Source organism: Rhodococcoides kroppenstedtii, assembly GCF_900111805.1.
Classification (GTDB): Bacteria; Actinomycetota; Actinomycetes; order Mycobacteriales; family Mycobacteriaceae; genus Rhodococcoides; species Rhodococcoides kroppenstedtii.
This window is the reverse complement of record NZ_FOJN01000001.1, coordinates 225,117-242,740: the sequence shown is the minus strand read 5'-3', so window position 1 is coordinate 242,740 and position 17,624 is coordinate 225,117. Positions and strand designations below refer to the sequence as shown.

The 17,624-nt window shown below is 69.9% G+C and carries 14 protein-coding genes and 1 tRNA gene; 7 read left to right on the top strand and 8 right to left on the bottom strand.

Features of this window, described 5'->3' with window-relative positions; translation table 11 throughout:
* Positions 1 to 71: 71 nt before the first annotated feature.
* Positions 72 to 1,913 carry a putative bifunctional diguanylate cyclase/phosphodiesterase gene (locus BMZ18_RS01155; RefSeq protein ID WP_068361819.1) on the top strand — a complete coding sequence of 614 codons (1,842 nt, stop codon included), beginning with the start codon at positions 72 to 74 and terminating at the stop codon, positions 1,911 to 1,913.
* Here the strand turns inward: BMZ18_RS01155 and BMZ18_RS01150 are convergent.
* Positions 1,891 to 4,041: a molybdopterin-dependent oxidoreductase gene (locus BMZ18_RS01150; RefSeq protein ID WP_068361822.1), complete on the bottom strand. Its 2,151-nt coding sequence runs from the start codon at positions 4,039 to 4,041 to the stop codon at positions 1,891 to 1,893. The two genes, BMZ18_RS01155 and BMZ18_RS01150, sit on opposite strands and share 23 nt — an antisense overlap.
* A gap of 75 nt (positions 4,042 to 4,116) precedes the next feature.
* On the opposite strand from BMZ18_RS01150, the gene BMZ18_RS01145 reads away from it, so the two are divergent.
* Both BMZ18_RS01145 and BMZ18_RS01140 read left to right on the top strand, forming a co-directional pair.
* On the top strand, positions 4,117 to 4,962 hold the full coding sequence (locus BMZ18_RS01145; RefSeq protein ID WP_244516369.1) for a serine hydrolase domain-containing protein: 846 nt from the start codon (positions 4,117 to 4,119) through the stop codon (positions 4,960 to 4,962).
* Positions 4,963 to 5,088: 126 nt separating this feature from the next.
* The gene (locus BMZ18_RS01140; RefSeq protein ID WP_068361825.1) at positions 5,089 to 5,592 is read left to right on the top strand and encodes a DUF3145 domain-containing protein; all 504 of its coding nucleotides are present in this window, start codon (positions 5,089 to 5,091) and stop codon (positions 5,590 to 5,592) included.
* A 36-nt stretch (positions 5,593 to 5,628) separates the two neighbouring features.
* Here the strand turns inward: BMZ18_RS01140 and BMZ18_RS01135 are convergent, their stop codons facing one another.
* The 6 genes from BMZ18_RS01135 to aceE all read right to left on the bottom strand — a co-directional run bounded on the left by BMZ18_RS01135 (position 5,629) and on the right by aceE (position 14,300).
* On the bottom strand, positions 5,629 to 7,062 hold the full coding sequence (locus BMZ18_RS01135; RefSeq protein ID WP_068361828.1) for an acyl-CoA carboxylase subunit beta: 1,434 nt from the start codon (positions 7,060 to 7,062) through the stop codon (positions 5,629 to 5,631).
* Positions 7,063 to 7,192: 130 nt separating this feature from the next.
* Positions 7,193 to 8,443, bottom strand: coding sequence for a KasA/KasB family beta-ketoacyl-ACP synthase (locus BMZ18_RS01130; RefSeq protein ID WP_068105331.1), 1,251 nt, complete (start codon positions 8,441 to 8,443; stop codon positions 7,193 to 7,195).
* A gap of 8 nt (positions 8,444 to 8,451) precedes the next feature.
* Positions 8,452 to 8,763 (bottom strand): meromycolate extension acyl carrier protein AcpM, encoded by a 312-nt coding sequence (acpM, locus tag BMZ18_RS01125; protein WP_068100291.1) that lies wholly within the window; start codon positions 8,761 to 8,763, stop codon positions 8,452 to 8,454.
* A 175-nt stretch (positions 8,764 to 8,938) separates the two neighbouring features.
* Positions 8,939 to 9,856, bottom strand: coding sequence for an ACP S-malonyltransferase (locus BMZ18_RS01120; RefSeq protein ID WP_068361883.1), 918 nt, complete (start codon positions 9,854 to 9,856; stop codon positions 8,939 to 8,941).
* A gap of 128 nt (positions 9,857 to 9,984) precedes the next feature.
* Positions 9,985 to 11,388, bottom strand: a complete 1,404-nt coding sequence (locus BMZ18_RS01115; RefSeq protein WP_082894945.1) for a PucR family transcriptional regulator — start codon at positions 11,386 to 11,388, stop codon at positions 9,985 to 9,987.
* 35 nt (positions 11,389 to 11,423) lie between these two features.
* Positions 11,424 to 14,300 carry a pyruvate dehydrogenase (acetyl-transferring), homodimeric type gene (gene aceE / locus BMZ18_RS01110; RefSeq protein WP_082894946.1) on the bottom strand — a complete coding sequence of 959 codons (2,877 nt, stop codon included), beginning with the start codon at positions 14,298 to 14,300 and terminating at the stop codon, positions 11,424 to 11,426.
* Positions 14,301 to 14,562: 262 nt separating this feature from the next.
* On the opposite strand from aceE, the gene BMZ18_RS01105 reads away from it, so the two are divergent.
* From BMZ18_RS01105 to BMZ18_RS01090, 4 genes are all read left to right on the top strand, one after another.
* The gene (locus tag BMZ18_RS01105) at positions 14,563 to 14,985 is read left to right on the top strand and encodes a DUF3052 domain-containing protein (protein WP_068100293.1); all 423 of its coding nucleotides are present in this window, start codon (positions 14,563 to 14,565) and stop codon (positions 14,983 to 14,985) included.
* Positions 14,985 to 15,449, top strand: a complete 465-nt coding sequence (locus BMZ18_RS01100; protein ID WP_068361830.1) for a peroxiredoxin — start codon at positions 14,985 to 14,987, stop codon at positions 15,447 to 15,449. The genes BMZ18_RS01105 and BMZ18_RS01100 overlap by 1 nt, the downstream gene beginning before the upstream one ends.
* Positions 15,450 to 15,485: 36 nt before the next feature.
* A tRNA-Val gene (locus BMZ18_RS01095) sits at positions 15,486 to 15,557 on the top strand.
* A gap of 246 nt (positions 15,558 to 15,803) precedes the next feature.
* Positions 15,804 to 16,343: a hypothetical protein gene (locus BMZ18_RS01090; protein ID WP_068361833.1), complete on the top strand. Its 540-nt coding sequence runs from the start codon at positions 15,804 to 15,806 to the stop codon at positions 16,341 to 16,343.
* Positions 16,344 to 16,465: 122 nt separating this feature from the next.
* On the opposite strand, the gene BMZ18_RS01085 is transcribed toward BMZ18_RS01090, so the two are convergent.
* Complete coding sequence (locus tag BMZ18_RS01085) at positions 16,466 to 17,623, bottom strand: iron-containing alcohol dehydrogenase (RefSeq protein WP_068361836.1); 1,158 nt, start codon at positions 17,621 to 17,623, stop codon at positions 16,466 to 16,468.
* Between the last annotated feature and the right edge of the window lies 1 nt (position 17,624).

Sequence of the window (17,624 nt, the reverse complement as noted above, 5' to 3'; positions counted from 1 at the left end):
TGCCGCCCGGTGTACGGGCTGGTCAGGGTCTCGCGGGGTGTGGTGAGCCGGGGAGGATTCGGTGACATGTCATGGGCGACGACCAGGTATCGCGCCGCCGTCCGCTCGACGCCCTCGTCGTCGAGTTGGCCACCGGTCTGATCGACGCGGATGCCCGGAACGTCGAAAGGGTCTACTCCGCGCTGTTGCGTGACCTGAACACCGATTTCGGCACCGACACCTGCTTCCTCCGCCACAACGACCACGACCTCGACGCCTCCGTTCTGGTGGCCGAATGGCCCCCGCGCCCGTCGATTCCGGATCCGGACCCGCTCGGCAACGTTCCGTTCTGTGATGCCGACCCGGTCTTCGCGTCGACACGCGACCAGACCACCGTCATGATTTACCGTCCGAGCGATCAGCCGCGTCCCTATCGAGATCGGGTGACCACCGGCTCGGGGGAGCCGTCGACCACGATGGTCGCGGTGCCGCTCGTGGGCGAGGACCGCACGCTCGGCGTGCTCGGTTTCGTCTCGTTCCGCGACCGCGTGTGGAGCACCGAGGAGATCGACGCGGTCACCGCCGTCGGCGCGATGCTCGCCCAGGTCCACCGGCGCGTCGCCGCCGAGAACGAGCTGCGACGTCACGCGCTGCACGACGAGCTGACCGGGCTGTTGGCGCGCCGCGGGCTCTCCGAGGAACTGCGGACGCGCCTGCGCGGCGACGAGCCGATCGCCGTTCTGTTCGCCGACGTGGATCGGCTGTCCGCGCTGAACGACTTCCTGGGGCAGGGGATCGGCGATCGTTTCCTGCGGACCGTCGCCGACCGACTCACGCACCGGTTGCCGAGCGCCGCCGTCGCCCGCCTCGGCGGCGACGAGTTCGTTCTCGTCGTCGGTGACGTGACGACGGCGGCCGACGGCGTCGCCCTGGGCGAGCGGGTACGACGCACGATCGCCGAACCAATGTCGATCGGGGACGACCGGGTGACGCGGACCGCGAGCGTCGGCGTCACCGTGGGGACGGAGAACCCGTACGAGCTGCTCCGCCGGGCGGACCGGGCGGCTCTGCGCGCCAAGGCCTCCGGCGGCAACGCGGTGGTCGAGTACAGCGGGGGCACCGCCGACGAGGCCCTCTCGCGCAACGGCCTCGAACTGAGCCTGGGTGAGGCCGTCGCGACCGGCGCGCTGGTGCTGCACCACCGCCCCGAGGTCGATCTCCGTACCGGTCGCCTGACGGCGGTGGAGTCGTCGGTGCGTTGGCCGCACCCCACCCGCGGGCTGCTCGGGCCCGCGGACTTCGTCCCGGTGGCCGACATGTCCAACCTCGCACCGGAACTGGGCCGCTGGATCGTGGAGCAGACGTGCCGTGCCCACGCGACGCGACTGAGCCGCACGGGGCGGGCCGATCTCCGCGTGCACGTGACGCTGTCGCCGGGGTTCGTCGCCTCCGTCGCGTTTCCGGACGCCGTCGCCGCGGCCCTGGATCGGTACGGCGTCGATCCGCGACTGCTGTGCGTCGGCGTCTCCGAGACGGGCATGGTCGACTCGGTGACCCGGACCGCCGACGCCCTGGCCGCCGTGCGCGCGTCGGGCGTCCGCATCGCCCTCGACGACGTGGGCAGTGGGTACGGCTCCCTGCTGCACCTCAAGCGGCTGCCCCTCGACGTCCTCACCGTCGACGCCCGGTTCGCGCGCGACGCCGTCGGCGACGCCGGGGACCGCGCGGTGCTCGCAGCCCTGGCGACCGTCGCGCGGGAGATGTCCCTGGACGCGGTCGCGACCGGCGTCGACAACCCCGAGGTGGCCCGCACGCTGCTCGGGCTCGGGTTCGGGCCGGCCCGTGGTGCGGCCGTCGGTCCGTGGGCCGACGAGGTCGTGCCCGCGGTGACCGGAACGGCCGGCCTGCCGCCTACCGGTCCTCGGCTCGGGTGACGGTGACCGGGACGCCGTTGAGGACGGCGTTGCCGGCCACGGACTCGACCCGGTCCGGATCGGTCACGTCGTTCACGCTGGGCCCGATCACGCTGCGTGCCACGGAGAGTCGGACGCCGTCGCGCTCGTGACCGAACCCGTGGGGCATGCTCACGACGCCGCGCATGACGTCCTCCGAGGCGGCCACGACGGTGCGGACCGACCCGGCGTCCGAGCGCACCTCGACGGCGTCGCCGTCCGTCAGCCGGCGGGGCGCGAGATCGTCGGGGTGCATCAGCAGCGCGTGCCGCGGCTTGCCCTTCACCAGGCGCGGGGCGTTGTGCATCCAGGAGTTGTTGCTGCGCAGGTGTCGTCGGCCGACGAGGGTGAGCCCCCCGTCGGCGGCAGGGGTGCCCGCGAGCGCGGCCCGGACGCGCGCGACGTCGTCCAGCACCAGCGGCTGGGCGAGGTCGATGCGGCGATTCGGGGTCAGCAGGGCGTCGGGCAGACGCGGCCGGAGCGGGCCGAGATCGACCCCGTGGGGCGCGCGGCGCAGCGCGCGCAGGGACAGCCCTCGGCGCCCGCGGCGCAGCAGTACGTCGAGGCTGCGCGCCGGGGACAGGCGGAACCGCACCTCGCGGATCACCGACGCCCGCGTCAGGCGCTCGCGCGGGCTGCGGCGACGAAGGGCGGCGTAGCGCAGTGCCAGGTCGCGGAAGATCTCCCAGTCGTGACGCATCCCGTCGGGTTTCGGCAGAACGGCGGGGGAGAACTTGGCGACGTTCCGCACGGCGAACGAGGAGAAGATCAGGTCGTAGTGATCGCGTTCGAGCGCGGTGGTCGACGGCAGGATCACGTCGGCGTGACGCGAGGTCTCGTTGACGTAGATGTCGAAGGACACCATGAAGTCGAGACCGGCGAACGCGTCGTCCAGCCGTCGTCCACCGGGCGCGGACAGGACGGGGTTGCCCGAGGCGACCACCATGGCGCGGATGCGATCCGGACCGTCGACGGTCATCTCGTCCACCAGCGTGGACGTCGGCAGTTCGCCGGAGAATTCCGGGAGGTCGCGTACCCGGCTGCGCCAGAGGTCGAAGTGCCCTCTGCCCGTGATCTTCTGACGCACCAGGTCGACCGCCGGCTCGGTGAACAACTTGCCGCCGACGCGGTCGAGATTGCCGGTGAGGATGTCCAGGACGTGAATCGCCCACTGGCACACCGTGCCGAACTGCTGCGTCGACACCCCCATCCGGCCGTACACCGCGGCGGACTCGGCTGCTGCCAGGTCACGGGCCAGGCGGCGGACGGTCTCCGCGGGCACCCCGGTCACCTCGGCGACCGCCTCCGGAGTGAAGTCCGCGACCGCGTCGCGCACCTCGGCCACGCCGTCGACATAGCCCGCGGGACGTTCCGCGCCGTCGCCGAGGATCACGTGGATCATCGACAGCAGCAGGAAGGCGTCCGAGCCGGGCCGGACGAAGACGTGTTCGTCGGCGACGGCCGCGGTCTCGGTGCGACGCGGATCGATCACCACCATCCGACCGCCGCGGGCCTGCAGCTGCTTCACGCGGCGCCCGAAATCCGGCACGGTCATCATCGAGCCGTTCGAGGCCATCGGATTCGCGCCGAGGACGAGGAAGAACTGCGTGTGGTCGATGTCGGTGATCGGCTGCCGCAGTTGATGTCCGAACAGGAGCATGTTGGTCAACTGGTGCGGCAACTGGTCCAGCGACGTCGCCGAGTACCGGTTGCGGGTGCGCAGCATCGACAGGAACGGCACACCGTGCGTCAGGGCGCCGAGGCTGTGCACGTTCGGGTTGCCGACGTACACGCCCACGGCGTTGCGGCCCCGGGAGTCCCGGATCTCCGACAGCCGGCGCGCCACGAGGTCGATCGCGGCGTCCCACTCCATCTCCACCCAACCGTCGGCGGTGCGGCGGACGGGTCGGCGCAGCCGGTCCGGATCGTTCGCGATGTCGACCAGCGCGGTGGCCTTCGGGCACAGGTGGCCCCGCGAGAGCGGATCCTTCTTGTCGCCCCGGACCGACTCGACACCGGCCGAACCCACCGTGTACTCGAGTCCGCACATCGCTTCGCACAGGGCGCAGGTGCCGTACGCGGTGCGCGTGCCGGCGGCGTCGGTCGTCATGAGCCACGACGCTAGTCCGCCGACGCGGTTCGCACGGCCCGACGGGCGGACCGACGCGTCGTCTAGGGTCGCCTCGTGACTCCTCACGACGGTGACGACGACCTGCTGGCTCCCTTGGGCGACTGGCCCGTTCCGGCCGTCTCGGCGGCCGTGCTGCGACGCTCCGACGGCGACGTCCGGGTGGTCGCCCGCCACGGCGACGCGGATCGGGTGCAGGAACTCGCCTCGGTGACCAAGCTGCTCGTCGCGTACGCCGCCCTCGTCGCGGTGGAGGAGGAAGCCATCACTCTCGACGAGCCCGCCGGTCCGCCCGGGGCGACCGTCCGGCACCTGTTGGCCCACGCGTCGGGCGTCGGTTTCGACGACCGGACGCCCAGCGCGCAGCCGGGGGAGAAGCGGATCTACTCCAGCGCCGGTTTCGAGCTCCTGGCCGAGCACGTCACCGAGCGGACGGGGATCGACTTCCCCGAGTACCTGACGGATGCGGTGCTCGCGCCGTTGGGGATGACGGCGACCGAGCTGGTCGGCTCCGCGGGACACGGCGCCCGGTCGAGCGCGGGGGACATGACCGCGTTCGCGGCCGAACTGCTCGCGCCGACCCTGCTCGCACCGGAGACGCTGCGCGAGGCGACCGGCGTGCAGTTCCCCGGATTGGCCGGGATCCTGCCGGGCTACGGCTCGCAGCGGCCCAACGACTGGGGCCTCGGGTTCGAGATCCGGGACGGCAAGTCGCCGCACTGGACCGGGACCGGCAATTCTCCGCGCACGGTGGGGCATTTCGGTCAGTCGGGCACGTTCTGCTGGGTCGATCCCGAGGCGGACCTGGCCGTGGTCGTGCTCGCGGACCGCGCGTTCGGAGACTGGGCCAAGCCGGTGTGGACCGAGCTCTCCGACCGGGTTCTCGACCGACTCGCCGCCTGAACTGCCGCGACACTCCGTACGACTGGTGTAACAGCGGTAACTCGAGGCACACTGGTATGCAGCCGTCGCGCAGTCGACTCGTCGGGCCGTTGGGGAAGACGTCCCTCGTCGAGGCTGGAGGCAACGGTGAACGCACGAAATCAGTTCGCGGACGCGACGACGGGTGTGGTCTGGATCCACTCGTCTCCGGCTGCGCTGTGCCCGCATGTGGAATGGGCACTGTCGGATGCGCTGGACGCGCGCGCCAATCTGAAGTGGACCGCGCAGCCCGCGCAGTCCGGTCAGCTGCGGGCCACCACCGAGTGGGTGGGGCCCGTCGGCACCGGCTCGCGCTTGGCCGCGGTCCTGCGCTCGTGGCGCATGCTGCGCTTCGAGGTCACCGAGGACCCCGGTGAGGGCGTGGACGGCGAACGCTTCGCCCACGTTCCCGGACTCGGCCTGTGGCACGGCATCACGTCCGCCAACGGCGACGTCGTGGTGGGGGAGCAACGCATCAAGGCCATCCTCGCCGGCGGCGGCGCGGACCTCGCCGCCGACCTGGACCACGCCCTCGGCACGGCCTGGGACGACGAACTCGAGCAGTTCCGTCTCGGCGGTACCGGCGCCGAGGTGACCTGGCTCGCGAGCTGATCCGGCTCGGCTCGCCGGGCCTACCCCGGCGGGCCGCTACAGCGGGATGTTGTTGTGCCGCCCGCGCCGCGCCGGTGCGGCGGCCAGGGCACGGGTGAGCGTGCTGCGGGTGGTACCGGGATCGATGACCGCGTCGACCACGCCGATACCGACCGCCCGATCGACACCACCGGCGATGGCCTCGTGCTCGGCGGTCAACCGGTCGTGCAGCGCCTCGCGCTCGTGCTCGGGCGCCGCGGCGAGGGCCTTCTTGTGCAGGATGCCCACGGCGGCCTTGGCGCCCATGACCGCGACCTCGGACTCGGGCCACGCGTACACCGCGGTGGCGCCCAGCGCGCGAGAGTTCATCGCGATGTACGCGCCGCCGTAGATCTTGCGGGTGACCAGCGTGACGCGGGGGACCGTGGCCTCGGCGAAGGCGTGGAGCAGCTTCGCTCCGCGGCGCACGACGCCCTCCCACTCCATGCTGACGCCGGGGAGGTAGCCCGGCACGTCGACGACCACGACGAGCGGGATGCCGAACGCGTCGCAAAGTCGGACGAAGCGTGCGGCCTTCTCCGCGGACTCGGAGTTCAGGCAGCCACCGAGTCGGATCGGGTTGTTGGCGATCACCCCGACGGTCCGGCCGCCGAGGCGACCGAGGCCGGTCACGATGCTGCGCGCCCAGCCGCCCTGGAATTCCTCGAACGACGACTCGCCCTCGACGTTGTCGAGCAGTTCGTGGATCACCGGATGCACGTCGTACGCGCGGCGGTTGGAGTCCGGGAGCAGCGCGCGGAGGTCGGTGTCGCCGTGCTGGGCCGCGGCAAGATCGAAGCTGCCCTGATCGCAGAACATCGACACCAGGCGTCGCCCGCGGGCGAGGGCGTCCAGCTCGTCATGGGCGACGATGTGGCACACGCCGGACTTCTTGTAGTGGGTGTCGGGACCGCCCAACGACGCCATGTCGACCTGTTCGCCGGTGACGCTGCGGACCACGTCGGGCCCGGTGACGAACACGCGACCCTCCGGGGCCATCACGACGACGTCGGTCAGAGCCGGCCCGTACGCCGCGCCGCCCGCGGCGAAGCCGAGGACGACGGAGATCTGCGGGATGCGGCCGGACGCGCGCACCATGGCCTCGAAGACGAGACCGACGGCGTGCAGCGCCTCGACACCCTCGGCGAGACGGGCGCCGCCGGAATGCCAGATGCCGACGATCGGCGCGTTCTCGTCCAGCGCGGTGTCGATGGCCGAGACGATGTGCTTGCAGCCGTCCACGCCCATGGCACCGCCCATGACGGTGGCGTCGGAGCAGTAGGCGATGGTGGGGACGCCGTCGATCTCCCCACGCGCAGCTACGACCCCGGATTTGTCACGGGGGTGCAGCAGGGCGATGGAGGCGGAGTCGAAGAGTCGTTCGAGACGGGCCAGCGGATCGCGGGGATCGACGTCGGCCGCGCCGCGCGCGTGGGGAGCGAGAACGGTCACGGAACTTCTCCTTCTGCCGTCGGTCCGCGAGGCGATCCGGGCCGGGAGTGGTGGGTCGGGGCGGGGCGCGTCGGTGATCGTTCACCGTGCGCCCCGCCCCACCCGGGGGTCGAGCTGCTCTCGCCGTCGGTCAGGCTCGACCGATGGCGAGGGCGACGTTGTGCCCTCCGAAGCCGAACGAGTTGTTCAGCGCGTAACCGATCTCGCCGCGACGGGCTTCGCCCTTGACGACGTCGAGATCGATCTCCGGATCCTGGTTGTCCAGGTTCAGCGTCGGCGGGACGATGCCGTCCCGGACGCTGAGGACGGTCAGGACCGCTTCGAGGGCGCCCACGGCGCCGATCGAATGGCCCAGTGCCGACTTCGGTGCGTACACCGAGGCGTGCTTGCCGACGGCGGCGCCGATCGCCGCGGCCTCGGCGGTGTCCCCGATGGGGGTGGCCGTGGCGTGGGCGTTGACGTGCGTGATGTCCGCCGCGGTGAGACCCGCGGTCTCGATGGCGCGACGCATCGCACGCGCCGCTCCGGTACCGGCCGGATCGGGGGCCACCAGGTGGTAGCCGTCCGACGTGATTCCGGCACCGAGCAGTCGCGCGTGGATGGTCGCGCCACGAGCCTTGGCGTGCTCCTCGGACTCGATGACCATGAGCGCGCCGGCCTCACCGAACACGAAGCCGTCCCGATCGACGTCGAAGGGACGCGAGGCGGCCTTCGGATCGTCGTTCCGCGTGCTCATCGCACGCATCATCGAGAAGCTCGCGATCGGCACCGCGTCGATGTGTCCTTCGACCCCACCCGTGACCACGACGTCGGCATCGCCCATGACGATCATGCGCCACGCGTGCGCGATGGCCTCGGAGCCCGACGAACACGCCGACACGGGCGTGATCACCCCGGCGCGAGCGCCGAGTTCGAGTCCCACGACGGCCGACGGGCCGTTGGGCATGATCATCTGGACCGAGAGCGGAGACACCTTGCGGTATCCGCCCTCGCGCATCTTCTTGTCCGCATCGAGCAGGGCGTCGCCGCCACCGAGGCCGGTGCCGATCGAGACGCCGAGGCGCTCCGGATCGACCTCGGGGCTGCCGGCGTTCTTCCAGACTTCCTTGCCCAGAACGAACGCCATCTGCTCGACGTAGCTCATGCGTCGCTGCTCCACTCGGGACAGCAGCGACGACGGGTTCACGGCGAGGTGACCGCCGATGCGAACCGGAAGATCGTACTCGGTGACGAAATCGTCCTCGAGAACGTCGATACCGCTCTCGCCGTTCAGCAGACCCTTCCACGTGGCGTCGACGTCACCGGCGATCGAGGTGGTGGCCGCGAGCGAGGTCACGACGACGTTGCGGAAGCCCCCGTTGGCTGTGTTGGGCGTGGTCACGGCCTGGCTCACTCGCCTGCGGTGCCGCTCTGGCCCTCGAACTTCGCCTTGATGGCCTCGGCCGCCTCGGGGTTCTCGGACTCGAGCTTCTGGATGTAGGACACGGCGTCACCGACGGTGCGCAGACTCGCGAGGTCCTCGTCCGGGATCTTGACGCCGTACTTGTCCTCGGTCTGCACGGCGATCTCGACCATCGACAGCGAGTCGATGTCCAGGTCGTCGACGAAGGACTTCTCGACGGTCACCTCGGACGGCTCGATGCCGGTGACCTCTTCGATGATCTCGGCGAGTCCGGCGATGAGTTCTTCCTGCGTGGCCACGTAGGTGGCTCCCTTCTTGGTTGTGACTGCGTCGTTCCCCGATCGGACGCGCGCGACCGATCGGAAGCAGATCTCGTCCCGGCGGCGCGTGCCGACCGGGTTCCGGGCGACGGACGTCGACCGGGTGGGCCCCGGCGAACCGGGACGCGCGGCAGGGTTCGCCGCGCGCAGTAACCTAGCCGACCGAGACCGGCAGGGTGAGGCCGGAGATGTCCTCCGGAGTCTGGAGAGCCGTGGTGGGCGTGCCGCGCATCTCGCGCTTGGCGATGCCGACCAGGGTGCCCGCGGGCGGGAGTTCGACCAGGTGGGAGACCTCGGCCGCCTTGAGGGATGCGGTGCACAGATCCCACCGGACGGGACGGGTGACCTGAGCCGCGAGCTTGGTGAGGACCTCGGCGCCGGTGGTGACCTCACGGCCGTCGTAGTTCGAGAGCAACCGACGAGTCGGGTCGGCCGGTCGAATCGAGGCAGCTGCGGTGTCGACGGCGTCGCGGGCCGGAGCCATGAAGCGCGTATGGAACGCGCCGGCCACCGGGAGCGGACGGATCCGTGCCTTCTCGGGCGGGTTCTCGGCGAGGTCGGCGAGACCGGTCAGCAGGCCGGCCGCGACGATCTGGCCGGCGGCGTTCCGGTTGGCGGCCTCGAGGCCCAGCTCCGTGAGTCGCTCGAGCACGGCGTCCTCGTCCCCACCGAGCACGGCGGACATGCCGGTCGGCGCCTGCGCGCAGGCCTCGGCCATGGCCGCGCCGCGCACGGCGGCGAGGCGAACGGCCTCGTCGGCGGTGACGACACCGGCGACCGCGGCGGCGGCGAGTTCACCCACGGAATGTCCGGCGACGACGAGGTTCTCGGGGAGGCCGTGAACGCGCTCGAATTCCTCGAACGCCAGCAGGGCGGCCGCGACGACCAGCGGCTGCGTCACCGCGGTGTCGGTGATCTCGTCCGCGCCGGCAGTGGTGCCGAGGCGAACGAGGTCGAGACCGGAAGCCTGCGACCACACGGCGAGACGGTCGGCGGCTCCGGGGAGTTCGAGCCACGGCGTCAGCATGCCGGGTTTCTGAGAGCCCTGTCCGGGCGAGAGCAACGCAGTCACGGACATAAGAGAACACTGTGAGGCCCTCTCGAGGAGATGTCGTCCGCGATGAACCTCACGACCTCGATTTGTCGGAACCCTACAAACCCCCTGCAGAGAGCGACGCATCGTCCGAGGCGCAAGATTCGTTACCGTATGAGGTTTCCAAATGTTCCGGCTGTGACGCTTGTTATCGGTGATGGACTTTCGTTATGCGATTGCGCCAGTCTTCCCACTGTTGCAGCAACACGAAGCACGTACGCGTCGCGCGCGTTGGTGGGGTCGCGACCGGTGACGTCGGCGATGCGCTTCAGTCGATAGCGGACAGTATTTGGATGAACAAACAGTGATCTTGCACAAGTCTCGACCGCCCCGCCGCAGTCGAGGTACGCGTCGAGCGTGTCCGACAGGCCACCGCCGGCCGCCGCGAGCGGGGTGACGATGGCGTCGTTCAGCGTGCCGACCGCCGCCGGATCGCCCAGCAACGCTCGCTCCGGCAACAACTCGCCCGCGTGCACCGGGCGCGGCGCACCGCGCCAGCCGACCACCGCCTGCATGCCGGCGAACGCCTCCACCGCACTCGAATGCGCCGCGCCCAACGTGCGGGTGGTCGGACCGATCACCACCGGATCGGTCGAGAAGTTCGCCATCAGATCGTTCAGGAACGCCGCCGACGCGGGGTCCCCCGACATCGAGCCGCTCACCACCATCACCAACCGTGTGCCCTGCACCACCGCCAGCGCGGCGCGGCCGTGGCGGCTGGCCACCGAGTGCACGGTGCCGACCACCGACACACCCTGATCGGGCGGCGGCGACCCCACCAACACCGTGGCCGGCGCCGTCGCGTCCCAGTTGAGCGTCGCCGCGCGCGAGAGCATGTCCGAGCCGGTGTCCCCGCGCACCACGGCGTCGACCACCAGCGCCTCGAGGCGGGTGTCCCAGGCGCCGCGCGACTCCGCCGCACTCGCGTACACCGACGCCGCCGCGAACCCCAACTCGCGCCCGTACCGGAGTACCGCCTCGGTGAGCGCCACCAACTGCTCGTCGTTGCGCGCGAGTGCCGGCAGCCACTGCTCGAAGAACTCCATGGCGACCCGGACCATGTCGACCGTCTGACGCAGCGTCAGGCGCCGCGCCAGGTCCTGCGGAATCACCTGGAACGCGTCGAGGCTGAACCGGATGTCGCTCTCCGGATTCTGCAGCCACTCGAGGAAATTCACGACGGCCGTCTGCACCAACAGCTGCACGCTGGCCCGCTGGCTGGCGTCCAGGTCGCGCACGAAGGGCAACTGGCCCTCCATCTGCGTCAACGCTTCCGTCGACAGACGCGACGAGAACTGCTTGACCCGGCGCAGCAGGGCGTCGGGCAAAGGCACGCGCTCCTGCCGAGCGCGCCGCAGGGCCGCGCCGGGTGTTCCCACCTCGGCCGCGGCCCTGCGGATCTCGCGACGTTCTCTGATGCGCTCGGCGTCCCGCGCCGACTCCGTCTCCTCGCCGGACGCGGACGCGTCGGTGTCCTCACCGGACGAGGGCGCGGGGGAGGCGTCGGTCATGGATCGAACCTACGCCCCCGCCCGCGAGCGACCCGTCAGGCGACGCCGGGGTCGGACGTCGAGATCGGTGCGGCGAGGACGTCGTCGATCTGGTAGCGCTCGGCCGCCTCGACGGCCTTGTCGGCGTCGACCTGTCCCGCCTTCGCCAACGCCGAGAGCACCGCGACGACGATCGACTCGGCGTCGACGTTGAAGTGCCGACGCGCCGCGGTACGGGTGTCCGAGAATCCGAAACCGTCGGTACCGAGCGTGACGTAGTCACCCGGAACCCACTGACGGATCTGATCCGGCACCGCCCGCATCCAGTCGGAGGCAGCGACGAACGGACCTTCCGCGTCCTGCAGCTTCTGCGTCACGTACGGCACGCGCGGGGTCTCGCCCGGGTTGCGCAGCGCCTCGGTCTCGACGTCGACCCCGTCGCGGCGCAGTTCGCCCCAGCTGGTGACCGACCAGACGTCGGCGGACACGCCGTAGTCCTCGGCGAGCAACTCCTGCGCACGCAGGCCCGACGGCATCCCGACACCGGAGACCAGGATCTGCGCCTTCGGGCCGTCTACCTGTCCCTTCTGGAACAGGTAGATGCCCTTGAGCAGACCCTCGACGTCGAGGTTCTCCGGCTCGGCCGGCTGGCGGTAGGGCTCGTTGTAGAGGGTGATGTAGTAGAAGATGTTCTCGCCGCCGAACCCCTCGACACCGTCGGTGCCGCCGTACATCCGTCGCAACCCGTCCTTGACGATGTGCGCGATCTCGAAGGAGAACGCCGGGTCGTACGCGACGGCCGCGGGGTTGGTTGCGGCGAGCAGCAGCGAGTGTCCGTCGGCGTGCTGCAGGCCCTCACCGGTCAGCGTGGTGCGGCCGGCGGTGGCACCGAGGACGAAACCGCGGGCCATTTGGTCCGCCGCCGCCCACAGGCCGTCGCCGGTGCGCTGGAAGCCGAACATCGAGTAGAAGATGTACAGCGGGATCATCGGCTCGCCGTGCGTGGCGTAGGAGGTGCCGACGGCGGTGAACGACGACGTCGACCCGGCCTCGTTGATGCCCTCGTGCAGGATCTGGCCGGTGGCGTTCTCCTTGTAGGCGAGCATCAATTCCGCATCGACCGAGGTGTAGAGCTGGCCGTTGCGGTTGTAGATCTTCAGCGACGGGAACCACGAGTCCATGCCGAACGTGCGGGCCTCGTCGGGGATGATCGGCACGACGCGGTGCCCGATCTCCTTGTCGCGCAACAGTTCCTTCATCACGCGCACCAACGCCATGGTGGTCGCGACTTCCTGCTTGCCGGACCCCTTCATGATCGACTTGTAGGTCGAGTCCGGCGGCATCGCCAGCGGCTTCGCCGACGTGCGTCGCTCGGGAACGAACCCGCCGAGCGCCTTACGGCGGTCGAGCATGTACTGGATCTCCGGCGCGTCCGGCCCCGGGTGGTAGTACGGGGGCAGGTACGGATCCTTTTCGAGCTCCTCGTCGGAGATCGGGATGTGCTGGATGTCGCGGAACGCCTTGAGGTCGTCGAGGGTCAGCTTCTTCATCTGGTGCGTGGCGTTGCGGCCCTCGAAGTGCTTGCCCAGGGTGTAGCCCTTGATGGTGTGGGCCAGGATCACCGTCGGCTGACCCTTGTGCGCCATCGCCGCGGCGTAGGCGGCGTGCACCTTGCGGTAGTCGTGCCCACCGCGCTTGAGGTTCCAGATGTCGCTGTCGGAGAGGTCCTTGACCAGTTCCTTCGTCCGCGGATCGCGGCCGAAGAAGTGATCACGGACGTACCCGCCGTCGTTGGCCTTGTACGTCTGGAAGTCGCCGTCGGGCGTGGTGTTCATGAGGTTCACCAGGGCGCCGTCGCGGTCCGCGTGCAGCAGCGCGTCCCATTCACGGCCCCAGATCACCTTGATGACGTTCCAGCCGGCACCGCGGAAGAACGACTCCAGTTCCTGGATGATCTTGCCGTTGCCGCGCACCGGCCCGTCGAGGCGCTGGAGGTTGCAGTTGATGACGAAGGTCAGGTTGTCCAGACCCTCGGTGGCGGCCACGTGGGCCAGACCGCGCGACTCCGGCTCGTCCATCTCACCGTCGCCGAGGAACGCCCACACGTGCTGATCGGAGGTGTCCTTGATGCCGCGGTCGTCGAGGTAGTGGTTGAACCGCGCCTGGTAGATCGCGTTCATCGGGCCCAGGCCCATCGACACCGTCGGGAACTCCCAGAAGTCCTGCATCAACCGCGGATGCGGGTACGACGGCAGACCGCCGCCCTGATCGGCGTGGCTGTACTCCTGCCGGAATCCGTCCATCCGCTCGGCCGGAATGCGGCCCTCGAGGAACGCGCGGGCGTAGATGCCGGGGGAGGCGTGACCCTGGATGAAGATGTGGTCGCCGCCGCCCGGGTGGTCCTTGCCGCGGAAGAAGTGGTTGAAGCCCACCTCGTACAACGCCGCCGACGACGCGTACGTGGAGATGTGACCGCCGACGCCCACGCCGGGACGCTGCGCGCGGTGCACCATGATCGCCGCGTTCCAGCGGATCCAGGCCCGGTAGCGACGTTCCATGGACTCGTCGCCGGGGAACCACGGCTCGTTCTCGGTGGGGATGGTGTTGACGTAGTCGGTGGAGGTCAGCGACGGAATCGCGACACGCTTCTCACCGGCCCGCTCGAGCATCCGCAACATCAGATACCGCGCACGCTGGGGGCCGGACCGTTCGAGAAGCTGATCGAACGATTCCATCCACTCCGAGGTCTCCTCGGAATCGATGTCCGGGAGATACGAGGCCACCCCCTCTCGGATCACTCGCACCCGGCCGTCCGAGTTCGCACTCCGAGCCACTGCGCCGACGTCGGCCGCAGCCCCGTCGCGCCCTTCCTTGGTCGCTTCCGACAACGTCTCTCCTCGATCTGGCGGGTGCGTGGTGGTGCCCCGTTCCATCGCGGGCCGGTCCTGTGACGCCGACTCGCCTTTCGGTCTCATGGTGATCGAGGTCAATCCTGCCCCATCGACCCCCGTCCGGTGCAGGTGGTCTGGTAATGGGTACCCGTGAAATCAATTCAACGGTTCGCGGGTGCGTCGGCTTGCGCCGGGGCGCCCGAGCATGTTCGCTTTGTCTACTGCACACTTTCTCCACGGGCCGAGGCGAACTCGGACCTGCACGGCCCTGCTTCACCACCCCACCCATGAGGAGGACACGACCGTGGTCGCCGCGGCGGACGATCGGAACTACGCCCACAAGCTCGGAATCACCCACGACATGGTCGTGCAGGAATTGGGTTGGGACGAGGACACCGACGAAGACCTGCGGGCCGACGTCGAAGAGACCATCGGCGGCGAGACCGTCGACGAGGATTCCGACGAGGTGGTCGACGTCGTGCTGCTGTGGTGGCGGGACGGCGACGGTGATCTGGTCGACGCCCTCATGGACGCCATCACGCCCCTGTCCGACGACGGTTTCGTCTGGGTGCTCACGCCCAAGACCGGCCAGTCCGGGCACGTCGAGCCCAGCGAGATCGCCGAGTCCGCCCCCACGGCCGGTCTGACGCAGACGTCGTCGACCAACCTCGGGTCCTGGATCGGCAGCCGCCTGGTGCAGCCCAAGGCTCGCCCCGCCAAGCGCTGATGCCCCTCGAGGTGGGCGCGCAGGCGCCCGAGTTCACGCTCAAGGATCAGAACAATCAGCCCGTCTCGTTGTCCGACTACCGCGGACGCAAGAACGTGCTGCTGATCTTCTTCCCGCTCGCCTTCACCGGCACCTGCCAGGGCGAGCTGTGCCGAGTCCGCGACGAACTCCCGAAGTTCGAGAACGACGAGACCGCCGTCGTCGCCATCTCCGTCGGCCCGCCGCCCACCCACAAGATCTGGGCCGCCGAGCAGGGCTATCTCTTCCCCCTGCTGTCCGACTTCTGGCCCCACGGCGAGGTCGCGCAGCAGTACGGGGTGTTCAACGACAAGCTGGGCTTCGCCAACCGCGGCACCTTCCTCGTGGACACCGAGGGCGTCATCCGGTTCGCGGAGATGATGGGACCGGGCGAAGCTCGTGACCAGGGCGCTTGGGAGAACGCGCTCGCCGCGTTAGGGTCTTGACCGCGTTCGCCGGGGGGTTCTCACGCCGGCACGCGAGGGCGTATAGCTCAGCGGTAGAGCTCTGGTTTTACACACCAGCGGTCGGGGGTTCGAACCCCTCTGCGCCCACACTGTTTCTTCTGTCTTCGCCTTGTCCGTGCCCCGTTCCCCGTGCCCCGTGCCCCGCGGGCAGGGGCCGCGTCGAGTGGCGCCCCGGTTACGGTCCGGCGCCCCCGATCGGGGGAGCCCGGGTAGAACCGGGGAGCCGTTCGGGCTCGCGTCAGGCTTTTCGTCCGATCGAATGACAAGCCCGGGATTCGCGCACTGACATCATGGCAGTAGCGGAAGGACCGCCCGGTACGGTGAGGAAATGTGATGAGTCGCAACGATTTCGGACGTGGAAACAAGCGAGTGGCCGTGGTGGCCGTGATGGTGGCGGCACTCGGAATCGGTGCGCCCGTCGCGGCATCGGCGGAACCGACCTTCGGCAGCAGCACCGGGAGCGGACTGATCGACGATCCGATCGGCACCATCACCGGCGGCGTGCGCATTCTCAGCGAAGTGATCGGCGGTGCCGGCAGCAGTGGCGCCGGAAGCAGCGGGAACGGTGCGCCGACGCAGAACTACAACGAGGCGACGGTGTCCGGGGGCGCCGGTGTCACGGACACCAACCATCAGCTGGGCCGACCGGGCCCGACGTCGTTCGAGCTCGTCTACGAGACCGAGAACGTCCCGGACAACATCGAGGTGTTCTACCAGGGCGGGAAGGTGTTCGAGTCCGGGTACATCGGTGACGATCTGAACGAGGGGACCGGTTCTGCCGTCGTGAGCCTGCCGCCGGGTGCCGCGACGACGGTGCTCGTGCGGGTCAGCGGACCGAACGGCACCAATTGGACGTACACGGTGCGCTGCTGACCGTAACCCGGGGGGACGCCCGCCCTCGCACCGCGGGCGGGGGCGCAGTCGAGCGGCGCCCCGGTTTCGGTCCGGCACCCCCGATCGGGGGAGCCCGCGCAGAACCGGGGAGCCGCTCGGCCTCAGAACACCTCGCGGTACAGGTCCTCGATCTGCTCGGCGGTGGGAACGACGGGGTTGTTGTTCGGTGAGCCCGATGCCAGGGCCTGCTGCGCCATGGTGGGGATCAAGCGGTCCCACTCGGCGCGATCGATGCCGTGGCTCGACGGCGTGGGGACCTCGACGTCGGCGCAGAGCTGCTCGAGGTAGGTCACCAGCTGCGCTGCAGCGGCGGAATCCTCGTCAGCCGCCGCAGCCGCCCCGAGCTGGCGGGCGCACTCGGCGTAGCGGGCCTCGGCGCCGGACACGGAGAACCGGGTGACGGCCGGCAGCAGCATGGCGTTCGAGAGTCCGTGCGCCACATGGAAGTTGCCGCCGATGGGCCGGCTCATGCCGTGCACCAGGCAGACGCTGGAGTTGGAGAAGGCCATCCCGGCCTGGGTGGCCGCCACCATCATCGCGCCGCGAGCCTCACGGTCCTCCCCGTCTCGATACACCCGGAGCAGGTACCGTCCGATGGTGCGCATCGCGTTCAGCGCCAACGCATCCGCGATCGGGTTGTTCTTCGCGGAGACGTACGCCTCGATGGCGTGGGTCAGGGCGTCGACCCCGGTGTCGGCGGACAGGCGGGCCGGCATGCTCACCGTGAGGTCCGGGTCGACGACAGCGGCGATCGGCAGGAACGACAGGCCGGGGCAGAGCATCTTCTCGTCCGTCGCACTGTCGGTGATGACCGTGAACTGCGTTGCCTCGGAACCCGATCCGGCCGTGGTGGGCACGGCCACGATGGGCAGCGCGGGTCCGGTGTACGGGCCGGGGGCGCGGTAGTCGTTCATCCGACCCCCACCGCGGACGAGGACGGAGACGGCCTTGGCGGTGTCCATCGGGCTGCCTCCGCCGAAGCCGATCACCACGTCCGCGTCGTGCGCGACGGCCGCCTCGACCGCGGCCGTCAGCGACTCGGTGGTGGGGTCCGGCACCGTGTCGGAGAACAGGGCGCCGTCCATGCCCGCGGCGGCGACGAGGTCCATCATTCGTCCCGCGGCACCGGTGCTCACCAGAAAACCGTCGGTGACGACGAGGGGTCGGCGGACGTCGAGGTCGGTGAGCACCGCACCGAGATCGTCCAGCGCCCCGGGCCCGACGCGCAGGAATCGAGGGAAGGAGAGGGAGGTCGCCATG